Genomic DNA, 22,500 nt, shown 5'->3' on the forward strand with positions numbered 1-22,500 from the left:
CGCGTACCGTGCGTCGGACGATGCACCCTTGACCAGCATGAACAGGCCGAACGAGCGCAGCGAGCCGTGCGGGACCCCGGCGCAACTCCACTGTCACGGTCGCGGCCACAGTGCAGGTCCCCGCGCCCGGCGACGTCCTCTCCATCGAACCCGACGCCGTCGCCGCGTGGCCGGGGCCGCTGCCCGTCGACGCCCTGCACGGCATCGGCCTCCGACCCGTGATGCGGTGGGACAGCAGGAGCTCGGCCTGTGCCGGAGCCCACGACTGCGGGGGCCCACGGGTGTGGGGGCAGTCGTGTGGCTGCTGCTGTGCAACCTTGCACCCTTCTCGGGCGTGACAAGGCGGTGAGGGCACGGCCCTTCAGACCAGTGATGTGGAGGGGGCAATGCGCGATGCACGCGTCTTCGACGATTTCTATGCCGGCTATGTGCGTCGGCTGACCAGCCAGATGTACGCGATGACAGGCAGTCTCGCCGAGGCGGAGGACCTGGTGCAGGAGGCCTTCGCCCGGGCCTGGCAGAACTGGGAGAAGGTATCGGGCTATGCGGACCCGCAGGCATGGGTGCGTTCGGTGGCCTGCCGTATCCGGGTGAGCGTCTGGCGGAAGGCGGCCAACCGGCTCACGGCCCACCGCCGCCACGGCATGCCCGACGAGGTGCCCGGTGTCAGTCCTGACTACGTGGCGATCGTCGTGGCGTTGCGGCGCATCCCCTACGAGCAACGGCGGGCGATCGTGCTGCATCACCTGGTCGGGTTGTCCGTCGAGGAGACTGCGCGTGAAACCGAGGTGGCGCCGGGAACGGTCAAGGCGCGGCTGTCGCGCGGGCGCCAGGCGATGGCGCAGCATCTGTCCGACATCGCGGGCGACCGGCCGGGCGGTGCCGGCCGCTCGCCCGGTTTGCCGCCGGCGCTCGCACCACCGGGCAGCGCTCCCGCTGTCGCAACCGATGTCCCCGGCTTTGCCTGCCAGGAGGTGCACCACCATGACTGAGGACTTCGAGGCCATCCTCCGGGGAGGGTCTGAGGAGCTCGCCGCGCGAACCAGCGCCCGGCCCGCCGCGGTGGTCCGCTCTCGCGGCGACGAGCTGCGGCGCCGTCACCGGATGGCCACCGCCGCACTGGCCGTCGCCCTGGTTGCCGCGGTGAGCGGCGGTGCCTTCGCCGTCACCGCCCATTCCCACCAGGCCCCTTTGCCCGAGGCGGTCGTGGACCCGGCCACACCGGCCACGTCCACGGCCCCGCCGGCCGTGACCCCGAAGACCCCCGGCGCGGCGCCGGACGACCCGGCGGCCACACTCCCGTCGACCACCCCTCCACCGCCGTGCCGTTCCCTGGTGGTGCCACAGGAGGTCAAGGACGCGGTGACCCTGGCGTACCGGCGATCGCAGCCGGGGCTGGTGCACATCGCCCCGGTCAGGGGCACCTTTTACTACGGCGAGTGCGACGGCGTCTTCTACGCGGGGACCTCCTTCACACCGACGGCCGGCGCCACGGAGAACGAGCTGGTCCAGCTCCAGGACGAGGGGGGCGCGGAAAAGTACTTCACCCAGGCCAAGGGCGGCGCGTGGACCTTTGCAGCCGGCGACGGGCTCCCGCGCGATTCCCGGGGCTGCGCCGCCATCGGCGAGATCCCGGCACGGCTGGCCGCACTCTGGGGTGACTGCCTTGCCCGGCCCTGACCCCGCCGGACGGCGCGATGCCCGGGACTGCGCTGGGCCAGCCTCACAGCGTCCTGCGGCTGATGAACGGGGAGGGACGGGCAGGATGGGGCAGTGCCCCGGAGGGCTTCGACGCCGCCACGCTCTACGCCTGCGCGCTGTTCCCGCCGCACGTCGCCGTCCCCGTCCGCGCGGGCTTCCCCGTCCTGGGCAGCCCGGCCGGCCTCGCCGTCGCAGCGACCGTGTGCGCCATGTTCCTGCAGATTGCGGCCCGCGGCGACCGCCTCGCCTCGCCGGCCGGCTCCGGGACTGGTCTCGCATGACGTGCCGGTCGGTCGGCCAGCCGGTGCTTGTTCTGCGCGACCGGATTGCTGGCCGGCCGGCGGTCTGTGCGCTTAGCCGACGAGGCCGCCCTTGAAGGTGGCGTCGGGGCCGGACCGGTTCGCCCGTCCTGCTGCTGGCCGCCAGGGCTGTATTGCCGACAGCCTTCCTGTTGCTGCTCTTGCTGCTCCCCAGTGTGAGCCGCGGAAGACGCCGCACGCTGACGCGATCGTCGGGGGCCGTCGGGGGCGCCGGTTGCGGTGATGCCCCCGGCGTCCGCCCCGCCGCGTCTACGCCTGCTGCTCCACCGCCTCGCGTACGGCGGTCAGGATGGCCTCGGTGTCGGCGCCGAGGGCGCGGGCGGAGGAGGCGAAGTCGCGGGCCAGTGTGGTGAGTTGGCCGGGATCGAAGCCGGCCGGCTCCGTGGGGAGGGCCGCTACCCGTGTGCCGGCGCCGCGGCGGGTGCGGATCAGCTCGGCGGCCTCCAGTGCGCGGTAGGCGCGGGCCACGGTGCCGGGTGCCAGGCCGAGGTCGGCGGCGAGCTGGCGTACGGTCGGCAGGCGTTCGCCCTCGGTCAGCCGGCCGGTGAGGATCAGGGCGGCGAGCTGGGCGCGGATCTGCTCGTACGGCGGTACCTGGCTGGTGGTGTCGACGCGGACGGCCCGGTCATTCATCGTCCACGGCCCGGGGGGCGACGATGGTGAACAGGCACCAGCCCAGGGTGAACAGGCTCAGCAGGCCCAGGGGGTAGATCACCAGGGCGGTGATGTTGCCCAGCATTCCGGCGCATCTCGAGTAGAACAGCACTCTGCTGATCATCCCCAGGACGAGCAGCAGCTGGCTGGAGATGAGCAGTCCCCAAGCCGCGGTGATCGCCCAGCTGCGGTCATGGCGCTGCTGGTTCTCGCCGGGGCGGTGGGCGATGCGGCGCAGGGCCCAGACGCAGGCGGCGGTGCCGAGGGTGAGGGAGACAAGGATTGGGGTGGCGTAGTAGAGGCCGGGCCAGGGGCCGAGGTGCCGGGTGGGGCCGATGGTGCAGGTGACGGCGAGGGCCCGGCCCGCCCGGCCTGCGGTGTCGGGGTCGGCCACGGCGGCCCCGATGGCCAGCAGGACCACCACGCAGACCGACTGGAAGATGAGTAGCGGGGCCATCCGGGGCGGTACGTGGTCGCGGACCCGGCGCAGGGTGAGGCCGGCGGTGCGGACGGCGTCCTGCGGGGCGGGCGTGAGCGAGTCCCCGAGGAGCACCCCGCCCACTGCGCACAGCCCGAAGGCGGTGACGGCGGAAACGAAGGGCATGGCCATGTCGTTGCTGTTCATGGTGGCCAGTGCTTGGGCGACCCCGGCGCCCAGGGTCAGTCCGGCCCAGCGGGCGCAGAGGTCGGCGCGGGCCAAAAGTCTTTCGGGCGGGACGGTCTCGAGCATGGATCCCCCGGGTCGGTACTTGTATCAAGTGTCGAGTACAAGATGGCCCGGGGTGAGTTCTTGTGTCAAATGATTGGTACAAGCGGTGACTTGGGCACGTGTGACCAAGCAGTGATCTTCAGGGGCGTGACTGCTCCGGTCCGGTGTCCTGTCTTTGGGCTGAGAACCTGAGAAGCCGAAAGCGGAGCTGTGTCGGGGTGGCGTCGCGGGGGTGACCTGCGCCGTCTGCTGGTGAGTTCGGTTTGGTTGTCCGGGGCGCCGGCCTGAGGTCCTGCAGTCGCATGGAAAAGATCTCGTGTTTCTCGCGGGTGCAGTGGTGCGTTGTCAGGCAGTGGCGTATTGCTGGTGGGCAGGTGGTGTTCCAGGTCTGAGCAAGAGGCGTGGGGGGGGGTGAGGCGGTCCTGGGTCGATGGGCCAATCGGCCGGCAGAGGGGGGCGGTCAGCGCAATCATCTGCACAGTGCAGGGGGCCTGCGGCGGAGCAGGTGCCGCAGTATCGATAGGCGCCCTCGTTCGAGGGCCTTCCTGATAAGGGGCTGGAGCCTGGAGCAGGCATTACCCCGGTGGTCACGCGGAACGACCTGTCCGAGCCGGCGGTCCGCCTGAACGGTTGAGACTTGCGCTGGAGTGCGCTCCAGGTCGTAGCGTCGCAGACACCGCGGCGCACGGAGCCCGTGCCGCCCGGTGCCTCTCACGGGATGCCGGGCGGTGGACTCTGTCGCTCAATGGATGAGGGGCTTCGTGCCGTTGGAACGACGAACGAGTGTGCAGGGAAAGGCATGGGACACGGTATGCAGAAGCGCAGTCTGCGGGATCTCCAGGTATCGGCCATCGGCCTGGGGTGCATGGGCATGTCCGCGTTCTACGGATCCGCCGATCAGCAGGAGGGGATCGCGACCATCCGGCGCGCCCTCGACCTCGGGGTGAACTTCCTCGACACCGCGCAGATGTACGGGCCGCTCACCAACGAGTCGCTCCTCGGCGAGGCGATCCGGGGGCATCGCGACGAGTACGTGATCGCGACGAAATTCAACTACCGGATGGATGACGCCGTACCCGGCGACATCAGCACGGTCGGCCCGCAGGACGGCTCGGCCGAGCACGTCCGCAGCTCGGTCCACGGCTCCCTGAAGCGTCTGGGGACCGACCACATCGACCTGTACTACCAGCACCGGGTCGACCCGAACGTCCCCATCGAGGAGACAGTCGGCGCGCTGGGCGAGCTGGTCGCCCAGGGCAAGGTGCGCCACATCGGCCTGAGCGAGGCGAGCGCGCAGACCATCCGGCGCGCCCACGCCGTGCACCCGGTCACCGCGGTGCAGAGCGAGTACTCGCTGTGGTCACGGGACGTGGAGGCCGAGGTGCTGCCCGCCTGCCGGGAGCTGGGCATCGGCTTCGTGCCGTACTCGCCGCTCGGCCGCGGTTTCCTCGCCGGGCGGTTCACCTCGCCCGACGAGCTGGACGCGAGCGACTGGCGCCGCGAGAACCCGCGCTTCAAGGACGCCAACCTGGAGGCGAACCTGCGGCTGGCGGCAAAGGTGAAGGAGATCGCCGCCGAGAAGGACGTGACCCCGGCCCAGCTGGCCATCGCCTGGGTGCTGGCCCAGGGCGAGGACCTGGTGCCGATCCCGGGCACCAAGCGCCGCACCTACCTGGAACAGAACGCCGCCGCGGTCGGTATCGCGCTGACCGAGGACGACCTGGCCCGCATCGATGCGGAGCTGCCCGAAGCGGCGGGCGAGCGGTATGACGAGGCGGGGATGCGAACCGTCAATCGCTAGCCGGGGCGCGGCAGCAGCTGCCAGGTTCTGCCGTCGGCGCAGGTGAGGGCCCGGCTGGCCGGCCACAGCCTACCTCGGTCCACGGGGCTCGGACCTGAAAGTTCGCCCCCCTTTCAGCGCGGATGTGGGCGGAGTCGAGGACCGTACGGGAGAGGTTGATTAGTCCCCGTCCGTCCAGGAGTTGGAGGACCCTGTGATGCAGCCTTCCCCACACGCCGGCGCGGGATTGGATGGCAAACCGGCGATGCACGGTCGGCTTCGACGCTCCGAAGCACGGCGGCAACGCCCGCCAGGCACAGCCGCTGACCAATACGCAGATGATCGCGGCGAAGACCGCCTCATCATCGATGTCCGCGGCCCCGCCACCTTGCGGACGCACCCGCGCCGGCGGCAGCAACGGCCTCACGACCTCCCACAAGCCGTCCGGAACAATCCCTCCCCACCCTCCACTCCCCATGCCCAGCACAACCGCCAACTGGCCACGTAGGACACTCTCTTAGTGAGCAGCCGACCTCTGCCACGCCGCCCCGGCACCGTCGCTGGCCAGGAATCCTGCGGCGTTCGTTGCGGCGACCGCTGTGCCTGAGCCTCCGGCCCTGAACGATGCGACGTGGAAGGCATTCTGAGCCGCGCGCAGTGCACCCCGGAGCAGGAAGGCGTCCCGCAGCGGGCGTGGCGGGTCGTCCTCGTACACCTCCACGTAGTCAAAGCCGTTCTACCTGGTCAGGATGGCGCCGCTCGTGAACGAGTCGCCGTCGTCGCTGGACAGGTAATGCCATCCGCCAACGGTCAGGTGCGTGCCGGAGGACACCACAGAGCTGACGCCGAGGGGGAGTTGCGGATCGTTCTCGGGCAGGCCGAGCGATTGCCAACCCGTGGCGGGAGTCCAGGTCATGCCGACAGCCGCGTCGTCGTTGCCGCCCACGACAGCGAGCCCGCCGTGCGGCCGCAGGGTCACGGCCTGCAGTGAGAAGGTGCCCGCGGGCAGGGGAACCTGGGTCCACGAGGTGCCGTCCCAGTGCAGGGCCAGTCCCGCCGGGCGCTGCTTGTCGGTGTCGCGGGACCATCCCACCGCCCAGACGTCCGTCGGTGTGCGGGCGGCGACGTCGAAGAGGACCGCCGAGTCGGGGAACGCCGGGGTGGGCGTCCGCGTCCACCGGTGGCCGTCCCAGTGCACGGCGACGGCCTGACCGGTGTCGTAATCCACGCCGACTATCCAGACGTCGTCCGGCGCCACCTCCTTGACCTGGTTCAGGCCCCAGTTCGCCGACCCCGGGATCTGCACGGACCGCCACTGCCGGCCGTCCCAGTGCTGTACGACCGGGATATGGGTGAAAGTGTCCTGCGTGTAGCCCTGGCCTACAGCCCAGGCGTCCCGGCCGGAGGCCGAACTCACCGAGAGCAAACTGGCTTCGACTGTCCCGGCAGGCAGACCCGTGCTGGGAGTCAGTTGCCAGGCGCCCGCCACATAGCGCCCGACCAGGACGCCTTGGCCGTCCGACCCCTGGTCACCGACGAAGAACGCCGAGCCGTCGGCCGCGGTGGCGATGTCGTTGATTCTGCTGTTCCACGCGTCGGCGCCCTGGAGCACTGTCTGCTTCCACGCCCCGCCTCCGGCGAGGTCGCGCTCGTACATGGTGGGCGTAAACCGGATCGTGCCATCCTGGGGATTCTCGACGATCGCGGCGCCGCCGGCCCAGGTCTTTGACGGGCTCGGCTGAGCCACGCTCATCACCGAGACCTGGCCCGTCGACGTCTCCGCCCACGCCCCGCCACCTGCCGGCCCGGCCGTGGCGGGTCCGCTGATCACCATCGTGATCGCCCCAACCCCTGCCAGTTGCCCGGCGATCCTGCGTTTGACCGTCACTGTGCTCTCTCCCATCCCGGAGGAACCGCTCCCCCATGTGTATCAATGCGATGGCGGGTGCATCTTGTTGCACACACGCAGGCACGCACGCCCGGCTGGCGGCTGGCGGTAGGCCGGATCTCCACATGAGGCGACCCGTAGCGGCGACCCACGGCATCGACCTCGTGGCCGACGCTCAGCGCACCGTGATGACCCGATGGTGTGGCAGGACACCAAAGGCCCCGGCTGCAAAGTCCTCACTTCGACGACGACGTCAGCCCGCTGGGCCATCGTCCGTGCGCCCGAAACGACCAGACTCGCCCCCGGCTGCGGCAAGCATCGTGCCCCGGTGAAGGACAGGATTGTTGCGGTGTTCCGGCCCTATGAGTCCAGAGCCGGGAAGCCCTTGCTCCATGACCATGCGGTCGTCTCCAGCCGCGCCCGGCGTCCGGACGACAAGGGGACGTGGGGCAACTTGTCTGCGGACTCCAGGCTGGAGCACATCGTCGCGGCCGGCACCCGCTACGCCCTCCACTTCATGGAGGAGGTGTCCGCGAGGCTCGGGTGGGCGTGGGAGCCGCGGGAGGTGATGCCCGGCAGGAGGCCGGTCATGGAGATCACCGGGACCGACCAGCGGCTCATCGGCTGGTGGCCGGATCAGGGCGTGGTGCCAGACCCCGCGGGCCCGGCATGATCCAAACGAGAGGCCCCAGACGCGGCAGGGGCGGCCCGCGAGGGCTCAGTCCCCGAGGCCGTCGCGCAGCAGGCGCCGTGCCACCTCGGTGCGGGCCGCGGCGAGTTCCGTGGCGATCCGCTCGGTCCGGCGGGCCTGCGGCACCACCGCCGCCGCCACGGGCTCCCCGACGAGCAGGCAGGCGCGCCGCAGATGGGTTGGCGGGTGGGTGGTGTCGACCTGGTGCCCGCGCCGGGCTCCGGCGCGCCGCTGCCGTTCGTATTCGTGCTCCGGGACGGACGCCGCGTACGCGATGAGCAGCCCCCACAGCTCGTCGGCCCGGGCCGTGGCCTCCCGGGCGGACCTCGACCCGCCGAGGGCGGCACGGTTGGCCTCGCTGCGCAGCAGGACGCTGAGCGACCCGGTGATGAGCAACCGGTCCATGAGGCCCACCGCCGCCTGCGTGGAAGCGGTGCGGGCGGCCAGCCTGTCGGCGAGGTACTCCGCCCGGATCCCGGCCCGCGACGTCAGCCGGACGAGCAGCACGAGCACCCCCCGGACCAGTAGGCGTGGCACCACGTAAACGGCATTGACGGCCATCTCGATCGCGGACGGGTGCGGAAGCGGCCGGAGGGTGTGGTGCCAGAGGGACAGGGCCTGCACCGCCGTGCCCACCACCAGGCCGTTGCGCGTGTCGCCGTTGGCGTAGTGGGCCAGCTCGTGGCCGAGCAGCGCGATCCGCTCCCCGGGCGTGAGGACCTCCCACAGCGGTATGCCCAGCACCAGCAGCCGCCGGCCGCGCACACCGTACGTCATGACGGCGGCGTTGATGCTCCCGTCCACGGCGATCGCGTGCACGCTCCGGGTGTCGACCGCCTGCGCCACCTCGTCCACCAGGGCGAAGAGTTCGGGCGCGTCGGCCCGGAACAGCACGGGCCGGTCGTCGGGCAGGCGGCGAACCCTCGGGGCGAGCGCCCAGGCCAGCACCAAGGGCACCAGACCCGCCACCATGCCGGCGCTACCCCAGCCCGCCATCACGCACCAGACACCGCCGACGGCAAGCGCGAGGGTGAGGCCGTGCACGGTCAAGGCGAGCACGGTGGCCGTCACCGCCGATGCGTCGTGCCACGGGCGCGGTTCCCGCCCGCTCAGCATCTCGGCGAGCAGCTGCTCGCCATGTCGTCGGGCCAGGGCGCGCTCGGCTCGGTCCAGCTGTCCCGTATCCGGCCGCGGCTCCTCGGGGTCCACGTTCCAGTCGCAGGCGGCGCACCAGACGGTGAACCGGCTGTCGCCGCGGATCTCCGTGCCGCATTCCGGGCACGGCTGTGTCGTCTCTCTGACGATGTCGGGCTTCACGGTTTCCCCCTCCTCAGCGGCCCCTCCCCGGGCCGCTACCTGCTGGTACGGGCCGATCTGATCACACGGCGGGGCCGCAGTGAAGGCTGATCCGAGAGAGAGGCAGTTGCCGCAGATGGACAATTCGTCCACAGCACGGAACGGCTGGCCGCAGATCTCGCACAGGGCGGTGAAGGCTGGTGGCGCAGTTGAAACAGAAGGTGGTGGGGTACTCAGGCGCGGCAGCGGTGACGGCGCCGTTGTACCAGGGTGGGGGAACCGACGAAATGCGGCACCGGAAATGACGGAACGCGCTGAACGGGGGGCAGCGGGCCGTACGGCCACCGCGGGTTCGTCGACGTCGCGCCGCTGGGTTCCCAGACTGGGAACGCGGTACTTGCTCGGGGACCTTGGGGCGCTTCTGCAAGGCCGACTCGGTGGCCAGTGCCAGCGCCCGGTGGGCCTGCTCTGGGCGTACTGCTCATTCGTAGGGTGCCCGCGGCTGTCTCATCGTCCGACTGCCGCGGGCAAACCGGTTCTATGCGGCAAGGCAAGAGTCTGTCGATAACTTCGGTGGAGGTCTGCCGCCGCTCCTCTCCCAGGCGCAAGATCACAACTTGTGAATGAGGATGCAGACCTCTCATGTCCCCAGTGCCGCGCGGCACTTCCAGCCGCGGACCCCAGGTTCAGCATCTGGTGTCGGGCCTGCGACTGGAACCTTGACCCGACCGGCGCGGACGAGAGCCGCAGGACCAGGGCCCGTGGATCGGCCTGTCAGGAACGCGCCTACCAGCGCGCGTTGGCGCACCGAACCGGAGCCGTGCCATGGAATGCCGCTCTGTACGGCGCGCTCGCGCTCGCCACGGCGGTCAACCTGGTCACCGTCGCTCTCGCGGGGACGGGCGCCTGGCTGCTGGTGGCAGGTAACTTGCCGCAGCGGATCCTGGGTGCCGTCGAACTGCTGATCGCCTTGGCGTTGCGCCCACGTCTCGGGCGGGCACCGAAGAACGCTCTCGACCGCACCACGGCGCCCGGCTTGTTCGCGGTCACCGACCGGATCGCCGCCGAGCTCGGCGCCCGGCCGGTGGACCTGATCGCCGTCGACGCGCGGTACGGCTCCCGCTTCCTGAGTGTCGGCCCGCGCCGGCGCCGCGTGCTGGTGTAGGGCCTCCCGCTCTGGGAGGCCCTCACACCGGACGAGCGGCTCGCTCTGCTCGGCCATGAACTCGGCCGTGCCGCAGGCGCGGGACGCCGTGCCGCCGGCTGGATCCACACCGCCCTGGACTCGCTCACGGTCTGGGAGGACGTGGTCCGGCCCGGGTCCGATCAGCTGAGCGAAGCAGCTCCGCACACGGTCGACGCGTTCATACCGGGCGGCATCGGCAACCGCCGCGACAGCATCGCGGTGATCGCCGTTGGCTCGGCGCTGGCCCGGCCGCTCCAGGACCTGGTGGCTCATGGCGCGTACCGACTCCACCGGCTGCTGAGCAGGCTGAGCGACAGCTCCGCCGGACCGTTGGCGTACCGAGCGGACGCCATGGCCGCCCGGGTCGCCTCCACCCCGTCGACGCTGGGACTGCTGAACGCCCTGCTCCTTCGGGACACGGCCGTCTTCGGTGAACCGCAGGGAAGCCGGAGCACTACAGGCGTCGGGGATCATCAGCTCCATGCCGCCGTCCAGGCCCACGGTGACGGACCGGCCGACACTGCCGCGCCCCACATGCGCCAGGGTGCCCGGGTAGGAAGCGGTGACCTGCTCGCCGTCGAGAAAGACCACCTCTGCTGCCGTCTCGGCCAGCGGTACCTTGTCCGCCGGCTGCCACCGCACCTCGACGTCCCGGTGCGCCCTGGACAGCCACTCCGGCCCGCTGACCGTCAGGCTCTCCACCGCCCCGCGCGGCAGCACCACTTCCTCGGGCAGGCCGTATCCCAGGCTGCGCCGCACGGCCTTCGCCACATCCGGCGCCAGAGGACCGCTCCCGGCAAGCGTCAACGTGATCGGCGAGACCTCGTGCGCCCGCGGGTGTTTTCCCCGCAGCGTGTGCACCACCGTCTTGCCCTGCCGGGCGAAGTCCGCCGTCCAGTGGTTGTCCAGCCCGTCGACCTGCTGCCCCAGCGCCGTCACCCTGGCGCTCACGTCCCGCACCCCGTCCATCAGCAGCGCCCGTTCCTGCCCGTGGACCTGCGCCGCCTCATACAGCTGGTCCCGGGTGAAGGAGGCTTCCAGGCTTCTGCCGCTTCCTGTGGCAGCGGCCCGACATCCGCAAGCGCTGGGTCCTTCGGCACCGCAACGAGCCGGCAGTTCGGGAGGTGGCCGACCAACTGGCCTTCGAGGTCGCCGACAGCCTCAACCGGATCATTCCCACCGACGCCCTCGGGCTGACCATCCGCCATGCCGTCCTGGAGGACTTCGCTGCCTCGGTCCGCGTCCAGAGGTGCAGGGGCGGCAAGTTCAAGGCGCAGTTCGGTATCCCCGCTCAGCTGACGGGCGAAGTGCTGCAGCGATCCGTGAGCAGGAACGGTGAACTCGACGCGCAGGCCCTGGAGGAGTTCTTCTCCCGTGTCGTCCTGCGGGAGCCGGCGGACTGAGACCCTTCACCGGTCGCGAGGGGCGCAAGCCAATCCCAGTAGCTTCCGCCCCTCGCGCACGACTGTACCGGCGAGCGGGAGCCGGGCCGAGAGCGTGGGACAGCCGCTGAGGTCCTCGCTCGGGTGAGTCGCAGCGCCTTTCTGGGGACCAACGTCGGCCATCGTGATCAGGTGCGCCTTCATGACGGCCCGTCGCAGACGGGCGGGATGAGGCGGCGTCCCTACGCGACCCGTCACGTAATGGAATTGGTGGCCTGAGGGGTGCTCGGAATGGGGTCGTGCGCGGCTTTGACGGGCCCTCGGCCACGCGACGGACACGGTGCGCGCTCCCTGGGGCGACGCTTCCCCGGCAGGTCCCGACCCGCCCGTCTGCGGCCTCGATGAAAAGCTTCTGACCTGGCGTTTTCTTGGATTCCTCATAGGCTGTGGAGATCTGCCGGACTCCTGCGGGAGGGGTCTTCGTGAGTGGGGAAGGCATGCTGTACGACGCTGCCGACAGCGAGGTGCTGGACGGCCGGGAAGCCGTTCGCAAGCGGCCAGGGATGTGGGTCGGCTCGACCGGTGAACGCGGCCTGCACCAGATGGTGTTCGACGTCGTCGGCCGGGCGGTGAACGCGGTTCTGGCCACGGGTGGCGGCTGCGTCGACGTCACGCTCACACCCGACGGCGGCGTCCGAGTGGCGGACGACGGGGCGGAGGTTCCCTTCGAGGACGCCGGGGGCGGCAGTGTCCCGGGCCTCGAAGCTCTGCTGACGAGCCTGCATGCCGGACCGGAGCCCGCTGGCCGGCGCATCGCGCTCTTGGGCCACTTCAGTGTGGGGGCTCTTCGTCGCCAACGCCCTGTCCAGCCGGCTGACGGCCGAGGCGCGGTGCGGGGGAGTCCGCCGGGTTCAGGAGCACGCCCGTGGCGTCGCTCTCGCCCCGCCCGCCGCCGTGGGCCCCACGGGCACACGCGGGACGACCGTCGCCTTCTGGCCGGACGCCGAGATCTTCGAGACGACGCGGTGCTCGTTCGCCGTGCTGGCGGAGCGCTTCCGGCAAGTTGCCTTCCTCAACCGGGGCTTGGAGATCTCGCTGACCGACGAACGTCCGGCGGGAGGGGCCCGTAAGGTGCGATTCCGGTTCCCGGAGGGGGTGAGGGACTTCGTGGCCGCCCTCCACGCCGAGACGGACGCGGCCCTGGAGCCGGACGTCATTGCCTTCGAGCGAGAGGACCCGCGGATGGCTGGCACGAGGGAGGTCGCCCTCATGTGGGGCGGCTCGCGCGAGGAGCGGTTGCGCAGCTTCGCCAACAGCCGGTTCACCCGCGAGGGTGGCATGCACGTGGACGGCTTCCACGACGGGGTGGCGGCCGCGGTCGCCGCCTGGGCACGCAGTCGGGCCCTGCTGACGCCGCAGGACGCCAGCCCCGGTGCCGACCGGATCGGCGAGGGCCTCACCGCGGTCGTGTCGGTGAAGCTGGACCGCCCCGAGTTCCTCGGCCCCATCCGCGGATGGCTCGGCGGCGCCGAAGTGCGCGCCTGCGTCGGGGAGGCCGTCCGGGAGCATCTCGGCGCCTGGTTCGAGGAACGCCCGGACCGGGCCGCGGCGATCGTCGACCGGATCATCCGGGACCGCCACCGGGAATGACCGGCGGCGGATGCCCTGCGCGGCGAACCATGCCGAGTGGGCGATACGCGGGGTGCCGTGACGCGGTGAGAGCGTCGCGGCACAGCCGCGACGGCCCGGCGGAGGCCCGCCCGAGGGCCAGGAGCACGCCCTGTACGTCGCTGCGGAGAAGGACACCGTCCGGCAGCTCTCATCCTGATCCGGTCGCCTCGTCGCCGTCGTCCTCAAGGGCTGCACGGGCTGCCCTAGTGAACAGCTCCAGCGCCTGTTCGACGTCCGAAACGGCGCAGGTGCATGACCTCGTTTCTCATCACCGCCACGTTGCGGACGACTTCGGTGGCTGACCGGGCGACACGCTCAGGTCCGACGACCGCCATAGCGGCACGGCGCTTACGAGCTGTGGAGTACAGGTCTTCGATGCGCTCGGCCAGTCGAACTGAGACCCCCTGGCCGAGTTTGCCGAGCACATGGTGGCAGCCTTGTGGGGAGGCCGGCTCGCCGAATCCCGGGTGCAGGCGAACTACGACCTGATATCGGCCGCCGGCGAGTACGTACAGGTCAAGTATCTCGCCAACCCTCTCTCCGACTGGACGGACGAGCACACGGTTCGGAGCATCCCCGGTGTCGACTGGTATGCGCTTGTCGTTTACGAAGCGTTCGCCGTGACGGGCCACCTGGCCTTCCCGCCCGACCTGACGGAGATCTGTTAGTCCTTGGGTACAAGCGCCACCCCAGCCAGTCGACCTCGCTGCAGTTCACCCACCGGAACTGGTGGATGATTCGGGATAACGCAGACGCCTATCGGCAGCTCGGCATGCGTGTCTGGCTGTCTCCCTTCCTGCAGGCGGGCGCAGGTTGACCGACCGGGTGCGCGTACGCTGCAGCTCAGTCACGTACCTCCCGCGAGGGGGCTGCTCATGGCCGAGTCCCTGGCTACGGATCGGATGGGTCAGGACGTCATGGCCGCTAGGCACTCCACGAGGCCGCTGGACCTTCTAGGGGCGGATGAGCGTGCGGGCATGTGCGATCCACCCCAACACGGCCTTGGCACCGCACCCCTCGGCGACCGACTCGGCCTCATCGAGGTGGTCGTGCGCCGCCGATCGGTCGCCGGTCTCGGCCGAGAGGTAGGCCAGCGCCACCAGGCCGGCTGCTTCCCCGGGCCTGAAGCCGATCTCCCGGCGCAGCGTCACCGATTCGGTCAACCGCTCGCGGGCCTGATCGAACCGGCCTGCATCCTTGTCGGCAAAGCCGAGATGGCGTATCGCGTAGGACATCGTCATCCGGTCGTCGACGGATTTCGCCAGCGCGTATGAGCGCTCGAAGTAGGGCTTGCCGGTGGCGCCATCGCCCTTCACCACCTGATGCCAGCAGCCGACCCAGAACAACGCGTCCGCCTCACCCGACGCGTCCCCGATACGCTGGTACAACTCGGCCGCGCGCTCGAACAGCACCAGTTCCTGGCTGTTCTCTTCGCGGTCGTTCAGGAAGCGGACGTGCAACACCTTTCCCCGCGCCATGGAGAGCGGTGCCTCGATCGCGTCCAGCGCGTCATCGGACCGCTCCAGCGCGGACGTGTCCCCGCCGAACATCGCCGCTTCGAACAACTCTCCCGCACGTGCGATCCAGTCCTGCCCCGGCATGCCCTGCCCCTCCCCGTTGGACGATTCGCATGCTGAGGCTATCCACGTCCTCCCGGCGGGACTCGGTAATTTCCGAGTGTGGCCTTCAAGCGCCCCGGCACCGAGCCTGGCGGCGGCGAACCCCAGAACACCGAGTACGGCGAACTTGATCAGCACAGTCCCGGCGAGCGGAAGGCCCACCTTGGCCAGCGCCAGCGTGTCCCGGAGTACCGGCATGCCGGGGTTCAACGAGTACCCCGCCAGCACCGTCGAGCGGCGCAGCGAGATCTGGGCGACAGCCGCGGTCATGACGTTGGAGGCAAAAATGGCCACGCCGGCTCCCGTGAGCCCGAGAGAAGGAAGCGGGCCGGCACCCGGCACGAGCAGAAGGGACACCACGACCGCCGTCCCCGTGCCCCACAGGCCCGCCCGCATGACGAGCTTCCCCCGTCCCAGTCCGACCAGGACGGAGACGGCCGACGAAGCGACCGCGGTGCACACCAGGCTGCAGGCCAGCAGCGCCGGGAACCAGCCCAGGTCGTCGAGAACGGCGCGGGGTACCCCCGTCAACGCGCCTATGAACGGACCACAGAGCACAGCCACGGCCGCGACGGTGCCCACTACCATCGCGAGCCAGGTCCCGTTTCGTACGGTCGGCAGCAGTACGTCCGGATCATCGTGATGGGAGGCCACGAACGGCATGACACCGCGCATCACGCCGTTCACCGCCGCGGTGGACGGCGTGAACACGGCCATGGCGACGGTGAAGGCGGCGAGCGATGCCGTGGTGTGCTGCCCGAGCACCGCCGTGTCGACAAGGGCCCCGGCTGACGAGGAGATCATCGTCAGATAGAGGGGAAGAGCCGCGCCGGCGATGCGTCTTACGGCGCTCTCCGGTCGCTCCGCGCTCTTCTTCGGTTCCGTCGTCTCCCTGGACTTCGTCATGGTGCCCTTCTGCCGCTGATGTATCGAACAGCGTTGCGCTGGGGCGGACGCCCCTCGCCGCTGCGTCACTGGATGTCAGCGCCGTGCTGGAGCGCTCCGGTGAGCCGGCGCTCGAGTGCGGCGACGGCCAGCAGAACCGCTGGGTCCTTCTCGTGGCGACGGCCGCGATGGCCGCTGTGTGGTCCCGCCACGATGACCGGCATGAAGGCGCCCGTAAGGTGCTGAGGGTGCACCTCGACTTCCTCTTCCGAAGAAGAGGCAGCCGCCGCCCACCTCGTGGGGCTCCGCGTGCCCCGCCGTTTGACCTCCCATCGGGGCGGGCGAGCTGCTCCGCACGGCTCTTTAAACGATCCTCCGTGACGAGCCCCAGAGTCCGTACGGCCGATAATCTCGCCAGCGGCCTTCCCACCCCGACCGGCCATGTATCGCTGATGGTCGCAAGAGGGATCGATACACCGACTGCCCGCTCGCCGTACTCGACGACTTCGCCGCTCATCACCAGGCCGACGGCCTCCAGTACGCGCCGGGACGCCGTGTTCGCGCTCTGCGTCACGGCCACACGGATTGTCGCGGGGAAGAGCGCGCGCCCATTCGGCTGCGGCGGCGACGACCTCCCGCCCCAGGCCGCGCCCCCACCACTTCGGCAGAAGGGTGTACGACACCTCGGTACCGCCCCGTGACGAGCCCGGTTCGACGGTGACCATCCCGATGGTCTTCCCCGTCGCGCGCAGCCAGCGCTGGGCCCCGGCGACGCTGGGGGAGGTCTCGGAGGCCGAGGTGGCGGCGTTCTTCGCGCCGTGACGGACTTGGTCCGGGCCTGTCCGGGTTATTGACGTGTTAGTGACAACGGTGGCTTGATGAACAATACGCATGTATGGGAGCGCTCCCATATGTGCGTACCCCACTCGCACTCCCACTCCCGCCCACCTCGGGAAGGACACCCCGTGCGCAGCAGACACCACCGCCTCCTCGCCACTTTCCTGGCCGCCCTGCTCGCCTTCGCCGCCGGCTTCGGCCTGGCCGGCGCCCCGTCCGCCGCCGCCGCGACCCCGGTACGGATCATGCCGCTCGGCGACTCCATCACCGGCTCCCCGGGCTGCTGGCGCTCCCTCCTCTGGAACCAGCTGCAGAACGCTGGTTACACCGACATCGACTTCGTCGGCACACTGAACGCCCAGAGCTGCGCCCTCACGCACGACGCCGACAACGAAGGCCACGGCGGCTTCCAGGCCACCGCCACAGCCGACCAGAACCTGCTGCCCGGCTGGCTGGCGGCGACCCAGCCGGACATCGTTGTCATGCACTTCGGCACCAACGACGTCTGGAGCAGCATCGCGCCGGACACCATCCTCGCCGCGTACACCAAGCTGGTCGGCCAGATGCGGGCCAGCAACCCGGGGATGAAGGTGCTGGTCGCCCAGCTCATCCCGATCAACCCGAGCAGCTGTGCCGAGTGCGCCGCTCGTACGGTGGCCTTCAACCAGCGCATTCCGGCCTGGGCGCATGGCATCACCACCGCGCAGTCGCCGGTCACCGTCGTCGACCAGTGGACGGGCTTCGACACGGCCACCGACACCTACGACGGCGTCCACCCCAACGCCTCCGGCGACGCCAAGATGGCGGCCCGCTGGTACCCGGCGCTGGCGGCCCTGCTCACCCCGGGCGACCCGGGGGACCCCGGGGACCCCGGGAGCGGTGGCTGCTCGGCGGCCTTCCGGGCGGTGTCGGTGTGGCAGGGCGGCTACCAGGGTGAGGTAACGGTCACCAACACCTCGTCCACGGCGGCGATCTCTTCCTGGGCGGTGACCCTCGTACTCCCGACGGGCAGCCGGCTCACCCAGGTCTGGAACGGCGCGCTGACCGGGACGACGGTGCGCAACGCCGGGTGGAACGGCACGGTGGCGGTGGGGGCGAGCACCACCTTCGGCTTCCTCGCGAGTACGCCGGCTGCGGCGGGCACGCCTTCGGCGACGGCCACGTGTTCGACGTCTGACCCCAAGTCCGCTTGAAATTTCATGATGATCCGCATGGATACGGACACGGACCTCGAAGCGATCGCGCAGGTCGTCGCCACGATCGAGCACTCCCAGCGCAACGAACTCCCGGGCGAGTTCGTGTCGTTGTTTTGCGAGGACGCGATCTGGACGACGGGCCACGGCAAGCGGCTCGACGGGCGGGACGAGATCTCGGCGTTCACGCACCAGATGCTGCCCGGGGGGATGAAAGACACGACGGTGACCTACGAGGTGCTGACCTACGAGGTGCTGCACGTGGTCTTCATCCGGCCGGATATGGCGGCGGTGCGGGCGGCAGCATCCTGCTCAGCTTCTACGCCAAGAACCGCGTCATCGACGGGCTGGACGACAACGACGCCTTCATCGTGAAGATCGTCTCCTGAGACGGGCACGAGCGGTGGCGGCTCCACCGGCCGCCCCCGCCGTGCCGCGCTCAGGGGCGGGCGGGCCAACACTGCACCAGGTACCTCTCCACGCCCACGCCGGTCCCATCCTCTTCCGACAGGGCAGCGGCCTCCGTTCGGCCGGCGCAGCTCACCCGAACCCGCCACAGGCCTGGCGAGCCGAGAGCGAAGACCTCTTCGGTGCGTCCCAGACTCATCGACCACACCGCGACCTCACCGCTGGCCGACTCGAAGTCGGCCTCGGCCTGCTCGTCCCACGCCGCGCGGTCCTGTGCGGGCGGCTGCCCGTTCCACACCTCGACGTCGACCGAGGCGGTGTGCGTGTGACCGGCGCTGTAGATGTCCAGGCGCCCCGGAAAGGCGTTGAGGAACACGCCCCGCGCGAAGCCGTCTGGAAAAGGAACCGGCAACTCGGCGTCATCAGACTCCTGGAACCCGAATGCGTGATAACCCACATCGGCGTTCAGGTGCTGCTGCAGGACAAGTTCGGCCATGAGAGATCCCTCGAAGCGACAGACGACTGGTCATCGCGGCGATCGTAAGCGCCTGTTCCACCTCGGCGAACGAGGGCTGAGGGAACTCGTGAACAAAGCCACCCGGAGGCGGCTGCCCCGTGCGGTCGCCTCCCGCCTGCGGTAAGTGGATACCGCCCCCAACTACGCCACCGGGCAGGCGCAGACCCTCCTGCCCCCGGTCCGGACCGCCCGCCCGTGCGCATCGCCACGAAGGCCGGGTACTTCACCGCGGCCACCAGCGCCGATGTCGTGAAGGCCGGGGTCCGTTTCGGGGACGGCGATGAACTCCGGCCGGACGTACATCTTGGCGTGCACGCGGGACAGGAAGCCCCGTACCAAACGACGTCCAAGCCGACCTGGGTGATGAACTTCGCCAAGACGCTGGCCGCCGTCGCGCACGCCTGGCTGATCCAGTCGAAGCTGCCCAACCACCCCGGCTGCAAGGCAGTGGGTAAGCCGATCAAGTACCTGCTTGCGTCCGTGCGGGATTCGGATCTGAACCGGAAGGTCATCTGCCCGGATGGCTGGGCCAAGACCTACGGCAACCTCGACACCACCCCGATCGACACGAGCGACACCGACAGCTGCGATGAGTTCGCCTACGCCGGCTCCTACAACTCGGGCGGTATGCCCGCCTCCCTGGGCGGCATGAACGAGGTAGACACCGGCAACGACTGCGTGCAGACCTACGCCTCCCGCATCGCGACGGGCGACTGGAGGCTGTACGACGACATGCGTACCGCTTCTCCGACGTGGAAGGAAGTCTGCGGACGCTCGTCGATGTCGAATTACCAGAACACCCAGTCGATGCAGCCGTTCTCCGGAACGTTCTCCTCGGCATCGAAGTACCGTCTGCTGGACAAGGACGAGTACTGGGTGGCCTTCCCTGAGTTCGCGCACTGCGACGCGTCCAAGGTGACTGTGTCGTGCGCCGTTCCGAAGCCGTGACCGGCTGGTAGGACACGACGCAGACTGGGGGCGGGGCGGCCGCACCCTCCCGCCCCAGTCGCACCCCTGAAACCAGGAGAAGACATTGAGCGACGGCATCACGTGGCTGACCGACGCCTGGCGCGGAGACGCCCCCATCTTGTTCGTCACCTTCGCACGCGGCATCGGCCCAGGCGACCTCGTTGTCCGGCTCGGCGCCCGGCCCGGAGAAGTGCTCGACCCGATCACCTTCGCCGAGGCCGAGCGGCTGACGTTCAACGACCGCGAATCAGCCCGCGTGGCCCGCTTCGGTGAATGCGCGGGCTGGTCATATGCGGTGGAGCAGGGCTGGCCCTCCAAGGCTTGGTGGGCTCACCCCGACGTCTCCGCAGGCGGGGTCGAAGTCTTGCACCTGACCCCGAAGCCGGACGACCCGCCCAGGGAGTGCTGGTACTACCGCGACGGCCAAACGGTCGGTCGCTTCGACATCGGTGACACCCCAGACGAGGGCATGGCGTTCCTGCTCCCGGCGTTCGAAGAAGCCGGACTTCTCGATGATGACGTGAGCGAGGAGTTCGACTCGTTGCGTGCGACCCTGACCGCCTTGCAGCAGCGCTTCGGGCTGTCACTGCCACGCCAGGAAATCCTGAATGGCCAGCTGCCCGCAGCGGTGACAGCGACCGTGCCGCCAGAAAACCTGGGGGACTAACGAGCAGGCCTTGAGCAAACGCCGCACAATCCGCAGCCGAACCCGCACCGCCATGGTGGGCATCGTCACCCTCACGATCGTCGCCGGCCTCGTCCCCGAGACGGTGGGGTCGGCGTGACCCGTGCCGTGTCTCGCACGGCGTTCCTGGCCGCGATACATGTGTGCTCCTTGGCTCAGGCGCTCCGCGGACGGCGCCCCGCCGCTTCCTTCGCCGCGGCTTTCTTCGTGGTCTGCTTCGCCGGCTGTGCCCCAGAGGGCGTCTTCTGGGCTGGGGTCGGGGCATCGGACTCGCTGCGGGACTGTCGCGCCTAGGCCACGGACTCATTCAGGGCGGCCATCAGGTCGAGTACCGCGGCTGGCTGCTCTGGCTGTGGCGCCTCTGGCAGCTCGCGGTCCTCGCGCTTGGCCTCGATGATCTGCGCCAGGTCTTCTGTGTACGTGTCGCGGAACTCAGCGTCGTTGAGGTCGTCGCGGGTCATGGTGTCCATGAGGGCGAGCGCACCCTCGATCTCGTCGTCGGACACCTCGACGGGCGGTGGGAGCAGCTCGGTCGGGTCGCTGATCTCGTCGGGCCGGCGCATGGCATGCAGGAGGATCACGTCGTCCCGCACCCGCAGCAGGCCCAGCCGCTCCCGCCCCGACCACGCGTACTTGGCGATGGCGACCTTCGACGAGCGGCCCAGGGCCTGGCGGAGCAGCTTGTACGGCTTGGCCGCGACCTGCCCGCTCGGCTGGAGGTAGTAGCCCTCCCCGATCTGGATCGGGTCGATCGGCTTCAGGGGCACGAATGCCCGGATCTCGATCGCCTTGGCCGTCGGCAACGGCATGTTCGCCGGCTCATCGTCCGTGATGGGGATGACCTGGTCCTTGGTGAGCTGGTAGCCCTTGCCAATCTCGCTCTGGCTGACCTCGCGGTCCTCGACCTCGCACACCTTCCGCACCCGGACTCGGCCCATGTCTTCCAAGTGGTACTGGTGGAACTGGATGCTGTGGACTCGGTGGCCGACTGCACGTTGATCGGCACGCTGACCAGCCCGAATGTGATCACACCCGTCCAGATCTCCACTGGCCCGCGGCAATGATCCGTTCGACGACCTCGCGGATCTGGTCCGTGGTCACCGCGGCGACGTCGGCGCTGGGCCGGAGGCGGACCGCGTCCAGCGCCGCTGTCCACGAGGTGCGGCCGGTCTCCAGCGCGGCCACGATCGAGTACGGCCGGCCGGGCACCATCTGGTGCTTGCCCTCACCCCGGCCGATTGTGTGGCAGAACGACCGGTCAGGGCAGGCGTTGGAGTCCGGACGCAGCCACGGTGAGACGTCCGCTGCCAGCACGATCCGTCCGTCCGCCGCCCTCGGCAACGGCATCGAGGCCAGCGCGCGCCGCAGCCGGGCGACGTCGATCCGCCATCGGCTGAGGCCGCCGTAGAGGGCCCTCGCCGCGGCGGTGTTCTGGCGCGAGTGCTGTCGCCTACGTGTGATCGCCTCCAGGGTCTCGAAGCGCTGGCTGAGCTGCTTGTCCCGCGGCGCCGGGTTCAGCCCGTCGGCGGTGTGGCACCAGTCGGAGCTCGGGGTGCGCACCGGGGGCCGTGGCCCGGGTCCGGGTCACGCAACGCCTCGTACGGGTGTCTGGTCGGTGGCAGCCTGGGCGTGCTCCTTCCTGCCGCTGCGGCTGACACAGGCCACATCAACACCGCCGCTGTGGTCGGAGCCACCATGCACACACCTCTTCGATGGCTGGCCGTCCCAGCAGTAGGCCTCGCGATGACTCCGTTGTTCGTCATCGCCTACCTGCTTGTGGATCAGCTCCTGGCTCACCGACAGACCGAAGCCAATTCCTGGATCAGTTCCGGCTACAACTTCGGATCGGTCGGCGGGGCGGCCGGGGATGGCGCCCTCCTGAATTACGCGAGTCCTGCGGTCATTACCCTCGTGGTGGCTGCAGCTACCCTTCTCAGCGTCGCCTGCGCGCTGCGTTTGCCTACCCCCTTCCCCCCTCCTGCGCCCCGCGTGCCAGCGCACCAGCATCATGGGATCAGTGCAGAGACGGACACGTAAGCTGAAATCCACCTCCGCGGTGAACGCCGGGTTCGAGGCATACCCGACGTGCGCCATCCCGGGCGGCGGGCG

General features: G+C 69.8%; 22 protein-coding genes and 2 pseudogenes. 13 read left to right on the plus strand and 11 right to left on the minus strand.

From position 1 onward, the window contains the following. Positions 1-386: 386 nt before the first annotated feature. The 3 genes from ACFYWX_RS31830 to ACFYWX_RS31840 are packed head-to-tail and all read left to right on the plus strand — an operon-like array spanning position 387 to position 1,982. Positions 387-992 carry an RNA polymerase sigma factor gene (locus ACFYWX_RS31830; protein WP_389428010.1) on the plus strand — a complete coding sequence of 202 codons (606 nt, stop codon included), beginning with the start codon at positions 387-389 and terminating at the stop codon, positions 990-992. Further along, positions 985-1,680 carry a hypothetical protein gene (locus tag ACFYWX_RS31835; protein WP_389428012.1) on the plus strand — a complete coding sequence of 232 codons (696 nt, stop codon included), beginning with the start codon at positions 985-987 and terminating at the stop codon, positions 1,678-1,680. The genes ACFYWX_RS31830 and ACFYWX_RS31835 overlap by 8 nt, the downstream gene beginning before the upstream one ends. Positions 1,681-1,697: 17 nt before the next feature. Next, the gene (locus tag ACFYWX_RS31840) at positions 1,698-1,982 is read left to right on the plus strand and encodes a hypothetical protein (RefSeq protein ID WP_389428014.1); all 285 of its coding nucleotides are present in this window, start codon (positions 1,698-1,700) and stop codon (positions 1,980-1,982) included. Between the two features lie 288 nt (positions 1,983-2,270). Here the strand turns inward: ACFYWX_RS31840 and ACFYWX_RS31845 are convergent, their stop codons facing one another. Then, on the minus strand, positions 2,271-2,654 hold the full coding sequence (locus ACFYWX_RS31845) for a GntR family transcriptional regulator (protein WP_389428016.1): 384 nt from the start codon (positions 2,652-2,654) through the stop codon (positions 2,271-2,273). Then, a complete protein-coding gene (locus ACFYWX_RS31850; RefSeq protein ID WP_389428018.1) occupies positions 2,647-3,405 on the minus strand; it encodes a hypothetical protein in 759 nt (252 codons plus the stop codon). Before ACFYWX_RS31850 ends, ACFYWX_RS31845 begins: the two co-directional genes overlap by 8 nt. Before the next feature lie 790 nt (positions 3,406-4,195). On the opposite strand from ACFYWX_RS31850, the gene ACFYWX_RS31855 reads away from it, so the two are divergent. Next, entirely contained in the window at positions 4,196-5,185 is a 990-nt protein-coding gene (locus tag ACFYWX_RS31855) for an aldo/keto reductase (RefSeq protein ID WP_389428020.1), read from the plus strand. Positions 5,186-5,214: 29 nt separating this feature from the next. Here ACFYWX_RS31855 and ACFYWX_RS31860 read toward each other — a convergent pair. Both ACFYWX_RS31860 and ACFYWX_RS31865 read right to left on the minus strand, forming a co-directional pair. Beyond that, positions 5,215-5,642 (minus strand): annotated as a pseudogene (locus tag ACFYWX_RS31860) (transposase); the annotation flags it as partial. A gap of 258 nt (positions 5,643-5,900) precedes the next feature. Beyond that, positions 5,901-7,067 (minus strand): hypothetical protein, encoded by a 1,167-nt coding sequence (locus tag ACFYWX_RS31865; RefSeq protein ID WP_389428022.1) that lies wholly within the window; start codon positions 7,065-7,067, stop codon positions 5,901-5,903. Between the two features lie 295 nt (positions 7,068-7,362). Here ACFYWX_RS31865 and ACFYWX_RS31870 point away from each other — a divergent pair. Next, positions 7,363-7,680 (plus strand): annotated as a pseudogene (locus tag ACFYWX_RS31870) (relaxase domain-containing protein); the annotation flags it as partial. Between the two features lie 90 nt (positions 7,681-7,770). On the opposite strand, the gene ACFYWX_RS31875 reads toward ACFYWX_RS31870, so the two are convergent. After that, positions 7,771-9,060 carry a M48 family metallopeptidase gene (locus tag ACFYWX_RS31875; RefSeq protein WP_389428024.1) on the minus strand — a complete coding sequence of 430 codons (1,290 nt, stop codon included), beginning with the start codon at positions 9,058-9,060 and terminating at the stop codon, positions 7,771-7,773. A 619-nt stretch (positions 9,061-9,679) separates the two neighbouring features. Next, a complete protein-coding gene (locus ACFYWX_RS31880) occupies positions 9,680-11,176 on the minus strand; it encodes a hypothetical protein (protein ID WP_389428025.1) in 1,497 nt (498 codons plus the stop codon). A 173-nt stretch (positions 11,177-11,349) separates the two neighbouring features. On the opposite strand from ACFYWX_RS31880, the gene ACFYWX_RS31885 reads away from it, so the two are divergent. From ACFYWX_RS31885 to ACFYWX_RS31895, 3 genes are all read left to right on the plus strand, one after another. Beyond that, positions 11,350-11,628: a hypothetical protein gene (locus ACFYWX_RS31885; RefSeq protein WP_389428026.1), complete on the plus strand. Its 279-nt coding sequence runs from the start codon at positions 11,350-11,352 to the stop codon at positions 11,626-11,628. Between the two features lie 762 nt (positions 11,629-12,390). Continuing rightward, positions 12,391-13,257 (plus strand): DNA gyrase subunit B, encoded by an 867-nt coding sequence (locus ACFYWX_RS31890; protein ID WP_389428027.1) that lies wholly within the window; start codon positions 12,391-12,393, stop codon positions 13,255-13,257. A gap of 446 nt (positions 13,258-13,703) precedes the next feature. Continuing rightward, the gene (locus ACFYWX_RS31895) at positions 13,704-13,946 is read left to right on the plus strand and encodes a hypothetical protein (protein ID WP_389428029.1); all 243 of its coding nucleotides are present in this window, start codon (positions 13,704-13,706) and stop codon (positions 13,944-13,946) included. Between the two features lie 285 nt (positions 13,947-14,231). On the opposite strand, the gene ACFYWX_RS31900 is transcribed toward ACFYWX_RS31895, so the two are convergent. After that, the gene (locus tag ACFYWX_RS31900; RefSeq protein ID WP_389428031.1) at positions 14,232-15,872 is read right to left on the minus strand and encodes an MATE family efflux transporter; all 1,641 of its coding nucleotides are present in this window, start codon (positions 15,870-15,872) and stop codon (positions 14,232-14,234) included. Further along, positions 15,869-16,507 carry a hypothetical protein gene (locus ACFYWX_RS31905; RefSeq protein WP_389428033.1) on the minus strand — a complete coding sequence of 213 codons (639 nt, stop codon included), beginning with the start codon at positions 16,505-16,507 and terminating at the stop codon, positions 15,869-15,871. The genes ACFYWX_RS31900 and ACFYWX_RS31905 overlap by 4 nt, the downstream gene beginning before the upstream one ends. Between ACFYWX_RS31905 and ACFYWX_RS31910 the strand changes: the two genes are divergently transcribed. The 3 genes from ACFYWX_RS31910 to ACFYWX_RS31920 all read left to right on the plus strand — a co-directional run bounded on the left by ACFYWX_RS31910 (position 16,455) and on the right by ACFYWX_RS31920 (position 18,187). Then, positions 16,455-16,604 carry a hypothetical protein gene (locus ACFYWX_RS31910; RefSeq protein ID WP_389428114.1) on the plus strand — a complete coding sequence of 50 codons (150 nt, stop codon included), beginning with the start codon at positions 16,455-16,457 and terminating at the stop codon, positions 16,602-16,604. The genes ACFYWX_RS31905 and ACFYWX_RS31910 overlap by 53 nt on opposite strands. A gap of 143 nt (positions 16,605-16,747) precedes the next feature. Then, complete coding sequence (locus tag ACFYWX_RS31915) at positions 16,748-17,812, plus strand: GDSL-type esterase/lipase family protein (RefSeq protein WP_389428035.1); 1,065 nt, start codon at positions 16,748-16,750, stop codon at positions 17,810-17,812. Positions 17,813-17,830: 18 nt separating this feature from the next. After that, positions 17,831-18,187 carry an SgcJ/EcaC family oxidoreductase gene (locus ACFYWX_RS31920; protein ID WP_389428037.1) on the plus strand — a complete coding sequence of 119 codons (357 nt, stop codon included), beginning with the start codon at positions 17,831-17,833 and terminating at the stop codon, positions 18,185-18,187. 64 nt (positions 18,188-18,251) lie between these two features. Here the strand turns inward: ACFYWX_RS31920 and ACFYWX_RS31925 are convergent, their stop codons facing one another. After that, positions 18,252-18,716, minus strand: a complete 465-nt coding sequence (locus tag ACFYWX_RS31925) for a hypothetical protein (RefSeq protein WP_389428039.1) — start codon at positions 18,714-18,716, stop codon at positions 18,252-18,254. 216 nt (positions 18,717-18,932) lie between these two features. On the opposite strand from ACFYWX_RS31925, the gene ACFYWX_RS31930 reads away from it, so the two are divergent. Continuing rightward, a complete protein-coding gene (locus ACFYWX_RS31930; RefSeq protein WP_389428041.1) occupies positions 18,933-19,685 on the plus strand; it encodes a hypothetical protein in 753 nt (250 codons plus the stop codon). Between the two features lie 85 nt (positions 19,686-19,770). Further along, positions 19,771-20,373, plus strand: coding sequence for a hypothetical protein (locus ACFYWX_RS31935; RefSeq protein WP_389428043.1), 603 nt, complete (start codon positions 19,771-19,773; stop codon positions 20,371-20,373). 308 nt (positions 20,374-20,681) lie between these two features. Here the strand turns inward: ACFYWX_RS31935 and ACFYWX_RS31940 are convergent, their stop codons facing one another. Both ACFYWX_RS31940 and ACFYWX_RS31945 read right to left on the minus strand, forming a co-directional pair. Continuing rightward, positions 20,682-21,329 (minus strand): Ku protein, encoded by a 648-nt coding sequence (locus ACFYWX_RS31940; RefSeq protein WP_389428045.1) that lies wholly within the window; start codon positions 21,327-21,329, stop codon positions 20,682-20,684. An 88-nt stretch (positions 21,330-21,417) separates the two neighbouring features. Beyond that, positions 21,418-21,951, minus strand: coding sequence for a transposase (locus ACFYWX_RS31945; protein ID WP_389428047.1), 534 nt, complete (start codon positions 21,949-21,951; stop codon positions 21,418-21,420). Between the last annotated feature and the right edge of the window lie 549 nt (positions 21,952-22,500).

This window comes from Streptomyces sp. NPDC002888 (genome assembly GCF_042888465.1).
Taxonomy (GTDB): domain Bacteria; phylum Actinomycetota; class Actinomycetes; order Streptomycetales; family Streptomycetaceae; genus Streptomyces.